Annotated in this window: 16 protein-coding genes; 7 read left to right on the top strand and 9 right to left on the bottom strand. The window is 74.6% G+C overall.

Annotation, left to right across the window (positions count from 1 at the left end; genetic code table 11):
* Window positions 1-18: 18 nt before the first annotated feature.
* The gene (locus HJG43_04265; GenBank protein UER53898.1) at window positions 19-1,677 is read right to left on the bottom strand and encodes a DAK2 domain-containing protein; all 1,659 of its coding nucleotides are present in this window, start codon (window positions 1,675-1,677) and stop codon (window positions 19-21) included.
* 219 nt (window positions 1,678-1,896) lie between these two features.
* Between HJG43_04265 and HJG43_04260 the strand changes: the two genes are divergently transcribed.
* Window positions 1,897-2,082, top strand: coding sequence for a 50S ribosomal protein L28 (locus HJG43_04260; protein ID UER53897.1), 186 nt, complete (start codon window positions 1,897-1,899; stop codon window positions 2,080-2,082).
* Between the two features lie 603 nt (window positions 2,083-2,685).
* On the opposite strand, the gene HJG43_04255 is transcribed toward HJG43_04260, so the two are convergent.
* A complete protein-coding gene (locus HJG43_04255) occupies window positions 2,686-3,696 on the bottom strand; it encodes a thiamine-phosphate kinase (GenBank protein UER53896.1) in 1,011 nt (336 codons plus the stop codon).
* Window positions 3,697-3,793: 97 nt separating this feature from the next.
* On the opposite strand from HJG43_04255, the gene HJG43_04250 reads away from it, so the two are divergent.
* A complete protein-coding gene (locus tag HJG43_04250; protein UER55695.1) occupies window positions 3,794-4,027 on the top strand; it encodes an Lrp/AsnC ligand binding domain-containing protein in 234 nt (77 codons plus the stop codon).
* Window positions 4,006-4,467: a DUF3515 family protein gene (locus HJG43_04245; protein UER53895.1), complete on the top strand. Its 462-nt coding sequence runs from the start codon at window positions 4,006-4,008 to the stop codon at window positions 4,465-4,467. Before HJG43_04250 ends, HJG43_04245 begins: the two co-directional genes overlap by 22 nt.
* A 55-nt stretch (window positions 4,468-4,522) precedes the next feature.
* On the opposite strand, the gene HJG43_04240 is transcribed toward HJG43_04245, so the two are convergent.
* Window positions 4,523-5,665 carry a D-alanine--D-alanine ligase gene (locus tag HJG43_04240; GenBank protein UER53894.1) on the bottom strand — a complete coding sequence of 381 codons (1,143 nt, stop codon included), beginning with the start codon at window positions 5,663-5,665 and terminating at the stop codon, window positions 4,523-4,525.
* 42 nt (window positions 5,666-5,707) lie between these two features.
* On the opposite strand from HJG43_04240, the gene HJG43_04235 reads away from it, so the two are divergent.
* A complete protein-coding gene (locus tag HJG43_04235; GenBank protein UER53893.1) occupies window positions 5,708-6,847 on the top strand; it encodes a cystathionine gamma-synthase in 1,140 nt (379 codons plus the stop codon).
* A 5-nt stretch (window positions 6,848-6,852) separates the two neighbouring features.
* On the opposite strand, the gene HJG43_04230 is transcribed toward HJG43_04235, so the two are convergent.
* Together HJG43_04230 and HJG43_04225 are read right to left on the bottom strand one after the other, a co-directional pair.
* The gene (locus tag HJG43_04230; protein UER53892.1) at window positions 6,853-7,857 is read right to left on the bottom strand and encodes an NAD(P)-dependent glycerol-3-phosphate dehydrogenase; all 1,005 of its coding nucleotides are present in this window, start codon (window positions 7,855-7,857) and stop codon (window positions 6,853-6,855) included.
* Entirely contained in the window at window positions 7,854-8,597 is a 744-nt protein-coding gene (locus tag HJG43_04225; GenBank protein UER53891.1) for a 1-acyl-sn-glycerol-3-phosphate acyltransferase, read from the bottom strand. The genes HJG43_04230 and HJG43_04225 overlap by 4 nt, the downstream gene beginning before the upstream one ends.
* 98 nt (window positions 8,598-8,695) lie before the next feature.
* Between HJG43_04225 and cofC the strand changes: the two genes are divergently transcribed.
* Both cofC and HJG43_04215 read left to right on the top strand, forming a co-directional pair.
* Window positions 8,696-9,340, top strand: coding sequence for a 2-phospho-L-lactate guanylyltransferase (cofC, locus tag HJG43_04220; protein UER53890.1), 645 nt, complete (start codon window positions 8,696-8,698; stop codon window positions 9,338-9,340).
* A gap of 13 nt (window positions 9,341-9,353) precedes the next feature.
* Window positions 9,354-9,563 carry a hypothetical protein gene (locus tag HJG43_04215; GenBank protein ID UER53889.1) on the top strand — a complete coding sequence of 70 codons (210 nt, stop codon included), beginning with the start codon at window positions 9,354-9,356 and terminating at the stop codon, window positions 9,561-9,563.
* Here HJG43_04215 and murA read toward each other — a convergent pair.
* The 4 genes from murA to leuC form a co-directional block, all read right to left on the bottom strand.
* Entirely contained in the window at window positions 9,553-10,890 is a 1,338-nt protein-coding gene (murA, locus tag HJG43_04210) for a UDP-N-acetylglucosamine 1-carboxyvinyltransferase (GenBank protein UER53888.1), read from the bottom strand. The genes HJG43_04215 and murA overlap by 11 nt on opposite strands.
* Window positions 10,891-11,051: 161 nt before the next feature.
* Window positions 11,052-11,867, bottom strand: coding sequence for an HU family DNA-binding protein (locus HJG43_04205; protein ID UER55694.1), 816 nt, complete (start codon window positions 11,865-11,867; stop codon window positions 11,052-11,054).
* Window positions 11,868-12,038: 171 nt separating this feature from the next.
* Window positions 12,039-12,635: a 3-isopropylmalate dehydratase small subunit gene (gene leuD, locus HJG43_04200; protein UER53887.1), complete on the bottom strand. Its 597-nt coding sequence runs from the start codon at window positions 12,633-12,635 to the stop codon at window positions 12,039-12,041.
* 10 nt (window positions 12,636-12,645) lie between these two features.
* Window positions 12,646-14,073, bottom strand: a complete 1,428-nt coding sequence (gene leuC / locus HJG43_04195) for a 3-isopropylmalate dehydratase large subunit (protein ID UER53886.1) — start codon at window positions 14,071-14,073, stop codon at window positions 12,646-12,648.
* A 71-nt stretch (window positions 14,074-14,144) separates the two neighbouring features.
* Between leuC and HJG43_04190 the strand changes: the two genes are divergently transcribed.
* The gene (locus HJG43_04190; GenBank protein ID UER53885.1) at window positions 14,145-14,864 is read left to right on the top strand and encodes an IclR family transcriptional regulator; all 720 of its coding nucleotides are present in this window, start codon (window positions 14,145-14,147) and stop codon (window positions 14,862-14,864) included.
* Window positions 14,865-14,907 lie beyond the last annotated feature (43 nt).

Below are 14,907 nucleotides of genomic sequence, written 5' to 3'. Positions count from 1 at the left end.
CGGCCTGCCGGCGCCGGTTCACTCGACGCCGACGAGCAGCGGGTAGCGCTGCTGGCCGCCGTCGACGACCTGCACCTCGACGTCCGGGCGGTCCGCGCAGATGGCGCCCCGGACGGCGGGCACGAGGTCGTCCGGCGCACCGTCACCGGTGACCAGGGTGACGAGCTCGCCACCCCCGGACAGCAGCCGGCGCAGGACGTCGACGGCGACGGCCACCAGGTCCTCGCCGATCAGCGCGAAGTCGCCGTCCACAACGCCGAGCACGTCCCCGGGCCGGCACCGGCCTGCCGAGGTGATCGCCTCCCGGGCGGCCACGGTCACGGCACCGTGCCGGGTCCCGGCGGCGGCGGCCGACATCGCCAGGACGTCCTCCTCGGGATCGCGACCCGGGTCGTGCACGGCGACCGCGGCCAGGCCCTGCACCTGGGTGCGGGTCGGCAGGACGACCGCCTGCACCCCCTGCGCCCGGGCCTGCTCGGCGGCCGCCTGCGCCACGGCGAGGGTGTCCGGGTCGTTGGGCAGGACGACGACCGTGCGGGCGCCGGCCGCGCGGACGGCCTCGAGGACCTCCGCGGTGGACACTCGGTGCCCGGCGGCGGGCCGGACGGCGAGGGCCCCGGCCTGCTCGAAGGCACCCGCCAGGCCCGGACCGGCGGCGAAGGCCACCACCGTGAGCGCCCTGGGCCGGGCCGGGGAACGCGCCGCCACGCCGGCGGTCCGGCGCACCTGCTCGGCGAGGTGGGTGATCCGGACCTGCCGGGGACGCCCGGCGTCGATACCGACCTCGACCGCGGCCCCCGGGTCGTCGGTGTGCACGTGCACGTTCCACAGGCCGTGGCCACCGACGACGACGAGGGAGTCGCCGAGGGAGCGCAGCCGTTCGCGCAGAGCCGGGATGGCCGCGTCGTCGGCCTCCAGGAGGTACATGACCTCGGAGCCGAAGGAGTCGTCGTCATCGTCATCGTCGTCGTCCCGGGCGCGGGCACACCCCTGGGCCGCCTGCGAGGCCGCCGAGCCCGCCGGCACGACCGCGGCCGGTAGCTCGCCAGGGCGTCCAGGGCGGCCCGCGACGACGTCCTGCAGGGCCTCGAGCAGGACGAGCAGCCCGGCACCGCCGGCGTCGACCACACCGGCGGCGGCGAGGACCGGCAGCTGCTCAGGAGTCCGGGCGAGCGCCGCCCGCGCGGCGTCGACGACCTCGGTCACGAGCTCGTCCAGGGTCCCGGCGCTGCCGGCGGCGGCGTCCGCGGCCGCCCTCGTCACCGACAGGATCGTGCCCTCCACCGGGTCCGCCACGGCGACCCACGCCTCGGCGTCCGCCCGGCGCAGAGCCCGGCGGACGACGTCCGGGCCTGCCTCGTCATGGCCGGCGAGCTCCTCCGCCCAGCCGTGCAGGAGCTGGGCGACGATGATCCCCGAGTTGCCGCGCGCCCCGAGCAGGCATCCTCGGGCGTACGCCGCGCTGACCTCGCCGAGCGAGGCGCCGTCCGGCAGGGCCTGCACCTCGGCGAGACCCTGGACGACGGTGAGGTGCAGGTTGGTGCCGGTGTCGCCGTCCGGGACGGGGTAGACGTTGAGGGTGTCGATCTGCGCCCGCATCGCCTCGAGTGCGCCGGCGGCGGCGGAGGCCCACCGCCGGGCGGCAGCGGCGTCGAGTACCGCCAGCGGTGCCGTCACGCGGGTCTCCCTCCTGCAGTCCGGGGCAGGATAACGAGCAGGTCGGCCGCCGCGACCTGGTCGGTTCGGGCCAGCGGGTTTGGGACAGCGGACGACGCTCGGCTACCCTTGCGGGGTTGCCCGGCCACCCGGGTACGTCCGCGCGTCCGCCGGGCGGACACACATCCGTGCACGACGCCACCACCGCCGGTGGCACCAAGACCTGTCAGGAGAGAACCCGTGGCTGCCAACTGCGACGTCTGCGGCAAGGGGCCGGGCTTCGGTCACAACATCTCGCACTCGCACCGTCGCACGAAGCGGCGCTGGAACCCGAACATCCAGCGGGTCCGCGCGATGGTCGGGTCCACCCCGAAGCGGCTCAACGTGTGCACCTCGTGCCTCAAGGCCGGCAAGGTCACCCGCTGACCCGCTCCCCCTCGTCACCCTGACCGGGCCTCGCCCACCCGCCACCCCCGTCGTGATCATGCAATCCCGCCACCCCGCACGACCCCGTCGTGATCATGCAATCCCGCCACCCCGCACGCCCCCGTCGTGATCATGCAGTCCCGCCACCCCAGCCCCTCCCGCCGCCGGCAGAGTGCTGGGTTGTAGGCCCGACACGCCGGCACAGCGGGGACGAATCCAGCATCGTGTAGCCGACCCCCGGTCGTCGGGCGGTGGGCAGCTGGGGCCTACCTTCATCGCCGCGAGGTGCGCCACTCGACGTGTCGCCCCGCGGCCGAAGGGCCTGCATGAACGCCCCATGGCCGCTGGCGGCCACCTCGAGGGGCGAAGGCTGGTCCTGGTTGCCGTGTCAGCCCATGCCGCGTCGCGCGCCTCCACCACAGAATGCTGCGCTCAGCACGGCTCGACCGGCGTGTCGCGCCACCAACCCAGCATTCTGCGAGCCGGTGGGTGGCGGGATTGCATGATCACGACGGGGTTGTGCGGGGTGGCGGGATTGCATGATCACGAGGGGGTTGTGCAGGGTGGCGGGATTGCATGATCACCGAGGGGGTGTTCGGCTGATCACCGCGGGGTGAAGTGGTCCCAGCCGGCAGCACCGTCGGGGGGCGGCGCGCCGTCGAGGAGCACCGACCCGGGCGGGGACGCCGCAACGACCCGGCCGACGACGTCGAAACCCGGTGGCAGCGCCGTCCCCGACGGGAAGCAGGCGGCCAGCGCGTGGTCCTCGCCCCCGGTGAGCACCGCCCGCAACGCCTCGGACCTCCCCCGCTGGGTCCCGCCGTCCGCACCGTCGTCCGCGAGCCGGGCCAGCGGTCCCACCAGGGGGTCGACGTGGACGGCCAGGTCGCTGCGGTCCAGGTCCACCCCGACCCCGGACGCCGCGGCGACCCGGGACAGGTCCAGCAGGAGACCGTCGGAGACGTCGATCATCGCGGTGGCCCCGGCCAGCGCGGCCGCCGGACCGGCGGCCAGCGGAGGCCGCGGTCGCAGGTGCGTGGCCACGAGGTCAGCGCCGTCCCCCGGGCGCCCGGAGCGGAGCAGGGCGAGACCGGCGGCGGACCGGCCCAGGGTCCCGGCCACGGCGACGACGTCCCCCGGCCGGGCGCCGTCCCGGCGGACGGGCGAGCGACCCTCCAGGTCTCCGAGCACGGTCACCGAGACGACCACCTGCGCCGCCGCGGACAGGTCCCCGCCGACGACGCCGACGCCGTGCGGGCCGCACGCGGCGGCGAGCCCCCGGGCGAGGTCCTCGGCCCAGGCGACCGGCAGGCGGCCCGGAGCGGCGAGTCCGACGACGAGGGCCGTCGGCACGGCTCCCATCGCCGCGACGTCGGCGAGGTTCTGCGCCGCGGCCTTCCACCCGACGTCGGCGCCGGTGGACCAGTCCCGGCGGAAGTCCTCCCCCTCGACCAGCACGTCGGTGCTGACGACGACCCGGCCGTCGGGCGCAGCGACGACCGCCGCGTCGTCGCCCGGTCCGAGCAGGGTGCTCTCCCCGGCGGGCAGCAGCGCCACGATCCGGCTGAGCACGCCCGCCTCGCCGAGGTCGTCCAGGCGCGGGCCGTCCTGCACGTGGGCCTCCGTCCTGCCGGTCAGCGCAGCGGACACGGTAGCGTGCGACCGCACCGGACCCGGTGACGAGACGAGCACGACCGAGGAGGACGCCGTGGTGGTTCAGGCCTACGTTCTGGTCCAGACCGAGGTGGGCAAGGCCGCCGAGGTGGCCGCGGAGATCGCGGGACTGCCCGGCGTGGTGCTGGCCGAGGACGTGACCGGCCCGTACGACGTCATCGCGCGGGTGGAGGCCGCGACGGTGGACGAGCTCGGGCCGCTCGTGATGTCGAAGATCCAGGGCGTCAAGGGCATCACCCGCACCGTCACGTGCACCGTCGTCCACGCCTGACCCTCGCCGCGGGGGCGCTCGCGACGCTCGTGACGCTGACGGGCTGTGCCTCGGCGGTCCCGGTGGAGGCGGCTCCCGAGGCCGCCGACCCGCTGTGCGCCGAGGTCATGGTGTCACTGCGCTCCGGAAGCCTGGACGAGCTCGCCGACCGCCCCCGCCGGGACACCACCGCGCAGTCGACCGCGGCCTGGGGCGACCCACCGGTGCTGCTGCGCTGCGGCGTACCCACCCCCGGGCCCACGACCGACGCGTGCGTGCGCGTGGACGGCGTGGACTGGGTGCTCGACGACTCCGGTGAGCGCCCGGTGTTCACGACCTACGGCCGCGTGCCCGCCGTGGAGGTGTCGTTCCCGCCGGAGGACACCTCCGGCTCCGAGGCCGTGCTCGTCGAGCTGGGACCGCTCGTCGAGCAGCTCCCCCAGGTGCGCGAGTGCCTGTGACCCGCCCGTGAGCCGGCCGTGAGCCCGGCCGGGCGGCGTTCTAGCGCAGACCGTTCTAGCGCAGACCGGTGGGACGTCGCAGGGCCAGGGTGAGCAGGCGGTCCACGAGTCCGCGGTAGTCCAGTCCGGTGGCCTGCCACATCCGCGGGAACATCGACACCGGCGTGAACCCGGGCATGGTGTTGATCTCGTTGACGACGAGTCGGCCGTCCGCGGTGAGGAACAGGTCCACCCGGGCCAGACCCTCGCACCCCATCGCGGTGAACGCCCGGACGGCGAGCTCGCGGACGGCGTCCGAGGTGCCCGGGGGCAGGTCGGCCGGGCAGTCCAGCCGGACGGCGCCGTCCTCGGCCAGGTACTTGGCGTCGAAGTCGTAGAACTCGTGCCGCTCACTGGTGACGACGATCTCTCCGGGCAGGGACGCCGCCGGCGGTCCGCCGTCCGGGTCCTCCAGGACGCCGCACTCGATCTCGCGGGCCTGCAGGCCTGCCTCGACGACGACCTTGGGGTCGTGCTCGGCGGCCGTGGCGACCGCGGCGTCCAGTCCCTCCGGGCCGGCCACCCGGGTGATGCCGATCGAGGAGCCGGCGCGGGCCGGCTTGACGAAGACGGGGTAGCCGAGCGCGTCGACGCGCGCCCGGCAGGCCGCCCGGTCGGTGTCCCACTGCCCCGGCAGCAGCACCGTGTGCGCTCCGACCGGTAGCCCCGACCCGGCGAGCACGAGCTTCATGTAGTGCTTGTCCATGCTCAGCGCCGACGACAGCACACCGGACCCCACGTACCGGACGTCGCCGAGCTCGAGCAGGCCCTGCACCGTGCCGTCCTCCCCGTACGGGCCGTGCAGCAGGGGCAGGACGACGTCGACGGCGCCCAGTGCGCGCGGCACCTCGCCGGGTTCCAGGACGACGAGCTCGCGCTGTCCGGTGGACAGCGGGACGACGACGTCCCCGCCCTCCGCAGGCACCTCGGGCAGCCGCCCGCCGGTGATCTCCCAGCGGGCGGGGTCGTCGGCGGCGAGCACCCACCGGCCGGTCCGGGTGACCCCGATCGGGACGACGTCCCACCGGGTCCGGTCGATCGCGCGCAGGACGCCGGCAGCCGTGACACAGCTGATCGCGTGCTCGGAGGAGCGGCCACCGAAGACCACGGCGACCCGGGCACGGCGACCGGCAGGGCCGGGGGTGACGGAGGCGCTCATCGGAGCCGGACCCTATCGGTCCGCGGCACTACGCTCCGGCAGGTGGATCCCCGCTGGAGCCCGGCCACCCGGGCCGTCGTCGCCGGTCGCCCACCGCGGCGGCCGGACGCCCCCCTGACCTCCCCGCCGGTGCTGTCCTCGACGTTCGTCGCCTCCGAGGACCCGGCTGCGCGGGGCTACGGCCGGTACGCCAACCCGACCTGGGAGGACTTCGAGTCGGCGCTCGGCACCCTCGAGGGCGGCACCGCGGTGACGTTCGCCTCCGGGATGGCCGCGGTGTCCGCGGTGGTGGAGGTCGCGCTGGCGCGCCGCCGTGCCACCGGCGACGCCGCGCCGGCCGGAGCGGCCAGGGAGGCAGGACCGGGCGCGGCGCCGGTGGTCGTCGTGCCCACTGCCGCGTACAACACCACTTTGGCGCTGCTCGACGAGCTCGCCGCCGCCGACCGCATCACCGTGCGCCGGGTCGACGTCACGGACGCCGAGGCGGTCACCGCGGCCCTGGACGGCGCGGCCCTGCTGTGGCTGGAGTCACCGACGAACCCGATGCTCGAGGTCGCTGACGTGGCAGCCTGCTGTGCCGCGGCGAGGCGACACGGGGCGACCGCGGTCGTCGACAGCACCTTCGCCACCCCGCTGCGGCAGCTGCCCCTCGCCCTCGGCGCAGACGTCGTCGTGCACTCTGCGACGAAGCTGCTCGCCGGTCACTCCGACGTCCTGCTCGGCGCCGCGGTGACGGCCGACCCCGACCTGGCCGCCGCCCTGCGCCGGCACCGGACCGTGCACGGCGCCGTCCCCGGGCCCTGGGAGGTGTGGCTGGCGCTGCGCGGGCTGCGTACGGTCCACCTGAGGGTGGACCGCGCCGAGGCCAGCGCCCGAGAGCTGGCGCAGCGCCTGCGCGGCCACCGGGCCGTGGAGCGGGTCCGGTACCCCGGCTGGGGCACGATGGTCTCGGTCGAGGTCCGTGGCGGCGCGCAGGCCGCCGACCGGGTCGTCGCGGGCGTCGCGCTCTGGGTGCCCGCTACGAGTCTGGGCGGTGTGGAGTCGACGCTGGAGCGCCGCCGTCGGCACGCCGCCGAGCCACCCGTCGTCCCGGAGTCCCTGGTCCGCCTGTCCGTCGGTGTCGAGGACGTCGAGGACCTGTGGGCAGACCTGCGAGCGGCTCTCGACGACGCCGCCGGCTGAGGGCCTCAGTCCAGCTCGTGCTTGCGGGCCCGGGACAGCAGGGCCCCGGCCATGTCGTGCACCGGCATCCCGGAGTGGAGCACCCGGACGACGAGCTCGACGATCGGCACCTCGACACCGGCGGAGCGGGCCAGGTCGAGGACGGACCGGCAGGAGTTCACACCCTCGGCGGTCTGCCGGGTGCCGGCCAGGACCTCCTCGACGGACCGCCCGCGACCGAGGTTCACCCCGACCGTCCGGTTGCGGGACAGCGGTGACGCACACGTCGCGACGAGGTCCCCCAGGCCGGCCAGGCCGGCGAACGTGGCCGGGTCGGCGCCGAGCGCGGCACCGAGCCGGGCGGTCTCGGCCAGTCCGCGGGTGATGATCGACGCCTTGGTGTTGTCCCCGTACCCGAGCCCCTCGGCGATCCCGACGGCCAGCGCGATGACGTTCTTCACCGCCCCGCCCAGCTCCACCCCGACGACGTCGGTCTGGGTGTAGGGGCGGAAGTACGGCGCCGAGCACGCCTGTGCCACCCGGTCGGCCGCGGCGTGGTCGGTGCAGGCGACGACCGTCGCGGTCGGCTGGTGGGCGGCGATCTCAGCGGCCAGGTTGGGCCCGGAGACGACGACGACGCGCTCGGCGGGGACGGCGGCGACCTCGTGGACGACCTCGCTCATCCTCAGGTGGGTGCCGAGCTCGACGCCCTTCATGAGGCTGACGACGAGCGCGTCCTCGGCGATGAGGTCCTTCCACGCGCCGAGGTGCTCCCGCAGGGACTGCGACGGTACGGCGAGGACGACGATGTCGGCGTCCGCGAGGGCCTGCGCGGGGTCGGTGCCGGCGCTGATCGTCGCGGGCAGCTCGACGCCGGGCAGGTAGTCACCGTTGCGGTGGCGCCGGGTGATGTCCTGGCAGACCTCGGGACGCCGTCCCCACATCCGGACCTGGCAGCCGGCGTCGGCGAGGACCATCGCGAACGTCGTCCCCCAGCTGCCGGTGCCCAGGACCGCCGCGCGGGTCGTCATCGCCGGCGCCTCCTCGGGTTGCCGGTGCGCGGCGCCGGGTGCTGGCGGGGGTCCCAGCGGCGGGGCGGGGCCTGCTCGCCGCGCATCTCCTCGAGCAGCCCGACGATCGCCGCGGTGATCGCGTCCGTCGCCTCCCGCAGCGTCCTCTGGTCCAGGGGGCGCCCCTGCCACTGGCTGAGGTCGACCGGCGGACCGGCCCAGACGTGGACCGTGCGACGGGGCCACAGCCGCGGCCGGCGCCCGTACGGGGGCAGGATCTCCTGGGGTCCCCACTGGGCGACCGGGACCACCGGGCAGCCGGTGGTCAGGGCGACCCGGGCGGCCCCGGTCTTGCCGACCATCGGCCACAGGTCCGGGTCACGGGTCAGCGTCGCGTCGGGGTAGATCCCCACGCACTCCCCGGCCCGGACGGCGTCCACGGCGGCCGACAGCGCCCGGGCGGCGTCCGCGCTCTCCCGGTAGACGGGGATCTGGCGGGCGCTGCGGAGGATGGAGCCGACCACCGGGATGCGGAACACCGACTCCTTGGTCAGGAAGCGCACCGGGTGGCCGTTGTCCCACAGGAAGTGCGCGAGGGTGAACGGATCGACGTGCGAGAGGTGGTTCGACACGACGACGAAGCCGCCGTCGGCCGGCAGGTGCTGCGCACCCCGCCAGTCCCGGCGGGTGAGGGCCGTCAGCAGCGGCCGGACGATCGCGACGGCGACCAGGTACCCGCCACCTGCTGCGCGCCTGGGCACCCGGGTCCTCCTGGGATCGCTGCTGCCGGCGGTCGGCCGGCGCCCGGCGGCTGGCCGGGCCGGGCGCCCATCCTGGCACGCGTGCGACGATCTCCGGCGTGCGCACCCCGTCGAGCCGCTGGCGCGTCGTGCTGCCGGTCAAGGGCGGCCGGACGGCGAAGTCGCGGCTCGCCGGGGACGCCGCGGCACGGCGGCAGCTGGCGGAGGCGGTCGCCCTGGACACTCTGGCAGCGGTCCTGGGGTGTCCTGCCGTGGACGACGTCGTCGTCGTGACCGGCGACGCCCGGGCGGCGGCCGCGGTCACCGCAGCCGGGGCACGCGTGGTCGACGAGTCCGTCCCGGGGGCGGGTCTGGACGCCGCGGTGCAGGACGGTCTGGCCGTCCTGCCGGACGCACCGCTCGCCGTCCTGCTCGCCGACGTGCCCGCGCTGCGTCCCGGGGACCTGTCCACCGCCCTGGACGGTGCCGCAGGGCTGCTCGCCGCCGGTGCGCCGGCCGTCGTCGTCCCGGACGCCGAGGGGACCGGCACGGTGCTCCTGGCGGCGCCAGGGCCGCGGGGCCTGCGGACGGCGTTCGGTCCGGGCTCGGCCGCAGCGCACGAGGCGCTCGGCGCCGTCCGGTTCGAACCGGACCTGCCCCGCCTGCGCCGCGACGTGGACACCCCCGCCGACCTCGAGCAGGCGCTGACCCTGGGGGTGGGACCGCGCACCGCTCAGCTGTCCGTGGGCCGGCAGCCCGCCTGACTAGGCTGTCGGCGTGCAAGCGACGGTGCTGCGCTACGACCGCGATGACGCGACGGGTGCGTGCGTCCTCGACGACGGCGTGGAGCTCGACCTCGCACCGGGGGCCCTCGACGGCAGCGGGCTGCGCCACCTGCGACCCGGGCAGCGGGTCACGGTGACGGTGAGCGGCCCGGTCGGCGCACGGCGCGTCGACAGCGTCCGGATCCTCGGGGTCAGCCCGTGAGGACCGGCGCCTCCTCGTAGCTGAAGTCCGCGCCGAGCGCGGTGAGCTTGGCCGAGAAGTGCTCGTAGCCACGGTCGATGATGTCGATGCCGTGCACCCGGGAGGTTCCCTCGGCGGCGAGTGCGGCGATGAGGTGGCTGAACCCGCCGCGCAGGTCCGGGACGACGATGTCGGCGCCCCGCAGCGGCGTCGGGCCGGAGATGACCGCGGAGTGCCGGAAGTCCTGGCTGCTGAAGCGGCAGGGTGCCGACCCGAGGCACTCGCGGTAGACCTGGATGGTGGCGCCCATCCGCTGCAGCGCCTCGACGAAGCCGAACCGGTTCTCGTACACGGTCTCGTGCACGATCGACAACCCGCTGGCCTGGGTGAGGGCGACGACGAGCGGCTGCTGCCAGTCCGTCATGAAGCCCGGGTGGACGTCGGTCTCCAGGGCGATCGAGTTGAGCTGGCCGCCGGGGTGGAAGAAGCGGATCCCGTCGTCGTCGATGTCGAAGGCGCCGCCGACCTTCCGGAAGACGTTGAGGAACGTGAGCATCGGCTGCTGCTGCGCGCCGATGACGTGCACGTCGCCACCGGTGGCGAGCGCCGCGCACGCCCACGACGCGGCCTCGATCCGGTCGGGCAGGGCGCGGTGGGTGTACCCGGTGAGCCGGTCCACGCCTTCGATCCGGATCACCCGGTCGGTGCCGACGCTGATGACCGCGCCCATCTTCTGCAGCACGGCGATGAGGTCGGCGATCTCGGGCTCGATGGCGGCGTTGCGCAGCTCGGTGACTCCCTGTGCCCGGACCGCGGTGAGCAGGACCTGCTCGGTCGCCCCGACGCTGGGGTAGGGCAGCTCGAGACGGGTGCCGCGCAGCGGGCGGGGTGCGCTGATCCAGATGCCCTGGGTGCGCTTCTCGACGACGGCCCCGAACTGCCGCAGGACGTCGAGGTGGTAGTTGATCGGCCGGTCACCGATGCGGCACCCGCCGAGGTCGGGGATGTGCGCCTCCCCGAGGCGGTGCAGGAGCGGTCCGCAGAACAGCACCGGGATCCGACTGGCTCCGGCGTGCGCGTCGATGTCCGCGACGTGGGCCTGCTCGACGTTGGCCGGGTCGAGGAGGAGCTCACCGTCCTCGTCGCCGACCGAGACGTCGACGCCGTGCAGCTGGAGCAGACCCGTGACGACGGACACGTCGCGGATCGCCGGCACGTTGCGCAACCGGCTCGGCGTGTCCCCGAGCAGGCTGGCGACCATCGCCTTGGAGACGAAGTTCTTCGCGCCACGGACCTGGATGCTGCCGGTCAGCGGACGACCGCCGTCAACGGTCAGGACGGTGCTCATAGGTTCCCATCATCGGGTGCTGCGAGGACCCCGGCACGGCCGCCGGAGCACCTCCATCTTGCCCCACCCGGGGACGGGACGCCGCGCCGGCGGCTCGGGTGCCGGCGCGACCCGGGGCCGGTCCTCCGCGGAGAGGACCGCCCCGGTCGGCAACGCGGTGGTCAGGACCGGCTGGTCGTCGTCCGCGCAGTGGAGCGCGCCGTCGTCTTCTTCGCGGCGGTCGTCTTCTTGGCGGCCGTCGTCTTCTTGGCAGCCGTCGTCTTCTTCGCGGCCGTCGTCTTCTTGGCGGCCGTCGTCTTCTTCGCCGGCGTGCTCTTCTTCGCGGCCGGCGTCCTGGCTGCCGTCGCGGTCTTCTTCGCCGCCGTCTTCTTCGTCGCTGTGGCCTTCGTCGCTGTGGTCTTCGTCGCCGTGGTCTTCTTCGCCGGTGTCGTCTTGCTCGCCGTCGTCGACCTGCTCGCGGGGGTGGCCTTCTTGGCGGCGGTCCTCGTCGCCGGGGTCCGCGAGGTCGTGCTCCTCGCCGCCGTACCGGAGGACGGCGTCGCCGACGTCGTCGCGGCCCCACGGGTGGTCGCGGCCTTCGCCGTCCCGGCCGCTGCCCGTGCCTGCTTCGGCAGCGTGCTCGGCTTGGCGACGAATCCCTTGAACGCCGAGCCGGCCTTGAAGCGGGGCACCGACGTCTTCTTGATCCGCACGGTCTCACCGGTGCGCGGGTTGCGACCGGTGCGGGCTGCACGGGCAGCGCGCTCGAAGGTGCCGAAGCCGCTGATCGCGACCCGCTCGCCCTTCGCGACGTTCCGCACGATGGTGTCGATGACGGCGTCCACGGCCTCGGCCGCGGCCTTCCTGCTGCCCAGTCGCGCCTCGAGGGCCTCGACCAGCTGTCCCTTGTTCACTGCTTCCCCTCCGATGAACGCGGCAGGGCGGGCGCCCGGCTCGAGGGGGACGCTACGACGTCGCGGTGATCTTCGCCACCACATCCGGCCGAGGAACCTGTTGTGTCGCAACGCCTCGACAGGGGGCCGGCGAAGACGTCACCGAGCCGCAGGGCCTGATCCGTCGCCGCTCCGCCGCCAGTGCCACCGCGAAAGACCTTGTGACGCAGCGGTTTTCGTCCAGACGTCGACCGCGGCGCCGCTCCGCCGCCGAGCTCAGCGAGCCGGCAGTGTCGTCGGCAGCCAGGCCGGCCGGGACCGCTCGAACGCCTCGACGTCGTCGGCGTGCCGCAACGTCAGCGCGATGTCGTCGAGGCCCTCCATCAGCCGCCAGCGGGTGTAGTCGTCGACGTGCATCGGCGCGACGACGTCCTCGCAGCGCACGAGGCGCTCCCGCAGGTCGACGGTGACCCCGGTGCCAGGGTGGTTCTCCAGCACCTTCCAGATCAGCTCGATGTCGGACTGCGCCAACCGACCGGCCACCAGTCCCTGCTTACCCGCGTTGCCGCGGAAGATGTCGGCGAACCGTGAGGACAGCACGGCCCGGACGCCGTAGTCCTTGAGTGCCCACACCGCGTGCTCCCGGGACGAGCCGGTACCGAAGTCCGGACCGGCGACGAGGACGGAGCCGCCGCGGTAGGCGGGGTGGTTGAGGACGAACTCCGGGTCGGACCGCCACGCGGCGAACAGCCCGTCCTCGAAGCCGGTACGGGTCACCCGCTTGAGGTAGACGGCCGGGATGATCTGGTCGGTGTCGACGTTGCTGCGGCGCAGCGGGATCCCGACGCCGGTGTGGGTGGTGATCGGTTCCATCTCGGTCTCCTCAGGCGTCGACGGTCTCGCGCAGCGGGGCCAGGTCGGCGGGCGAGCTCAACGTGCCCCGGACGGCGGTGGCGGCGGCGACGAGCGGGCTGACGAGGTGGGTCCGACCGCCCTTGCCCTGCCGGCCCTCGAAGTTGCGGTTGGACGTCGAGGCGGCTCGCTCCCCCGGTTGGAGCTGGTCGGGGTTCATCCCCAGGCACATCGAGCAGCCGGCGTGCCGCCACTCCGCGCCGAAGTCGGTGAACACGGCGTCGAGGCCCTCGGCCTCCGCCTGCAGGCGCACCCGCGCCGACCCAGGGACCACGAGCACCCGGACGCCGTCGGCCTTGCGACGGCCGCGGACGACGTCCGCGGCCGCGCGCAGGTCCTCGATCCGGCCGTTGGTGCACGAGCCGATGAAGACCGTGTCGACGGCCACCTCGCGCAGCGGCGTCCCCGGCCGCAGGCCCATGTACTCCAGGGCGCGCTCGGCGGCCGCCCGCTGGTCGGGGTCGGTGAAGTCCTCCGGCGCGGGCACCGAGGCCGACAGCGGCAGTCCCTGACCCGGGTTGGTGCCCCAGGTGACGAACGGGGCGATCTCGTCGGCGTGCAGGACGACCTCGGCGTCGAAGACCGCGTCCGGGTCGGTCCGCAGCGTGCGCCACGTCCGGACCGCCTCGTCCCACTGCTCCCCCTGGGGCGCGTGCGGCCGACCCCGCAGGTACTCGAACGTCGTCTCGTCAGGGGCGATCATCCCGGCGCGGGCGCCGGCCTCGATGGACATGTTGCAGATCGTCATCCGGGCCTCCATCGACAGGCGGCGGATCGCCTCGCCGCGGTACTCCAGGACGTAGCCCTGGCCGCCGCCGGTCCCGATCCGCGCGATGACGGCGAGGATGACGTCCTTCGCCGTGACGCCGTCCGCGAGCTCGCCCTCGATGGTGACGGCCATCGTGCGGAACGGCACGAGCGGCAGCGTCTGGGTCGCCAGGACGTGCTCGACCTCCGAGGTCCCGATCCCGAACGCCAGCGCACCGAACGCGCCGTGGGTCGAGGTGTGCGAGTCACCGCAGACCACCGTCATCCCGGGCTGGGTGAGTCCGAGCTGGGGACCGACGACGTGCACGATGCCCTGCTCGGCGTCGCCGAGCGGGTGGAGCCGGACGCCGAACTCCGCGCAGTTGCGGCGCAGCGTCTCGACCTGGGTCCGGCTCGTCGCGTCGGCGATCGGCAGGTCGATGGCCTGGGTCGGGACGTTGTGGTCCTCGGTGGCGATGGTGAGGTCGGGCCGGCGGACCTGACGACCGGCCAGGCGCAGCCCGTCGAACGCCTGCGGGCTCGTCACCTCGTGGACGAGGTGGAGGTCGATGTACAGCAGGTCGGGTTCGCCCGGCTCCCCGCGGCGGACGACGTGCGCGTCCCACACCTTCTCGGCCAGCGTGCGACCCATGGCGGTCCCTCCGGACGTGTCGAGCTCGTGTCCCGCTTGCGTCTCAGGCAGCGAGACGGCAGTATCGGCTTATGGACAAGAGTAGCGGAGTCGGCGTCCTGGACAAGGCCGCCGTGGTCCTCTCCGCCTTGGAGGCCGGCCCGTCCACCCTCGCCCAGCTGGTGGCCGCGACCGGCCTGGCCCGGCCGACCGCGCACCGGCTCGCGGTGGCGCTCGAGCACCACCGTCTGGTCGCCCGGGACCTGCAGGGCCGGTTCGTCCTCGGTCCCCGGCTGTCCGAGCTGGCAGCGGCCGCCGGGGAGGACCGGCTGCTCGCGGCCGCCGGCCCGGTGCTGACCGCGCTGCGGGACCACACCGGTGAGAGCGCACAGCTGTTCCGCCGCCAGGGCGACGTCCGGCTGTGTGTGGCCGCGGCGGAGCGCCCCTCGGGTCTACGGGACTCCATCCCGGTCGGCTCGACGCTGACCATGCAGGCCGGCTCCGCCGCTCAGGTGCTGCTGGCCTGGGAGGAGCCGGACCGGCTCCACCGCGGCCTGCGCGACGCCCGGTTCACCGCGACGGTGCTGTCCGGCGTCCGCCGTCGCGGCTGGGCGCAGAGCGTCGGCGAGCGCGAGCCGGGGGTCGCGTCGGTGTCCGCGCCGGTCCGCGGTCCGTCCGGCCGGGTCGTGGCCGCCGTGTCGATCTCGGGGCCGATCCAGCGGCTCACCCGCCAGCCGGGCCGCCAGCACGCCGCGGCCGTGGTCTCGGCGGCCAACCGGCTCACCGAGGTGCTGCGCCGCTCCGGCACCTGACGTCGTGGCAGCCCACGTCGGTCAGGACCACAGAATGCTGTCC

The sequence above is a fragment of the Kineosporiaceae bacterium SCSIO 59966 genome (assembly GCA_020881835.1).
Taxonomy (GTDB): Bacteria; Actinomycetota; Actinomycetes; order Actinomycetales; family SCSIO-59966; genus SCSIO-59966.
This window is presented reverse-complemented; position numbering and strand designations above follow the sequence as displayed.

Excerpts from the sequence above, each read along its gene's own strand:
- HJG43_04240 (UER53894.1), bottom strand. The coding sequence starts at position 5,665 with ATGAGCGCCTCCGTCACCCCCGGCCCTGCCGGTCGCCGTGCCCGGGTC.
- HJG43_04230 (UER53892.1), bottom strand. The coding sequence starts at position 7,857 with ATGACGACCCGCGCGGCGGTCCTGGGCACCGGCAGCTGGGGGACGACG.
- murA (UER53888.1), bottom strand. The coding sequence starts at position 10,890 with ATGAGCACCGTCCTGACCGTTGACGGCGGTCGTCCGCTGACCGGCAGC.
- HJG43_04205 (UER55694.1), bottom strand. The coding sequence starts at position 11,867 with ATGTGGTGGCGAAGATCACCGCGACGTCGTAGCGTCCCCCTCGAGCCG.
- leuD (UER53887.1), bottom strand. The coding sequence starts at position 12,635 with ATGGAACCGATCACCACCCACACCGGCGTCGGGATCCCGCTGCGCCGC.
- leuC (UER53886.1), bottom strand. The coding sequence starts at position 14,073 with ATGGGTCGCACGCTGGCCGAGAAGGTGTGGGACGCGCACGTCGTCCGC.
- HJG43_04190 (UER53885.1), top strand. The coding sequence starts at position 14,145 with ATGGACAAGAGTAGCGGAGTCGGCGTCCTGGACAAGGCCGCCGTGGTC.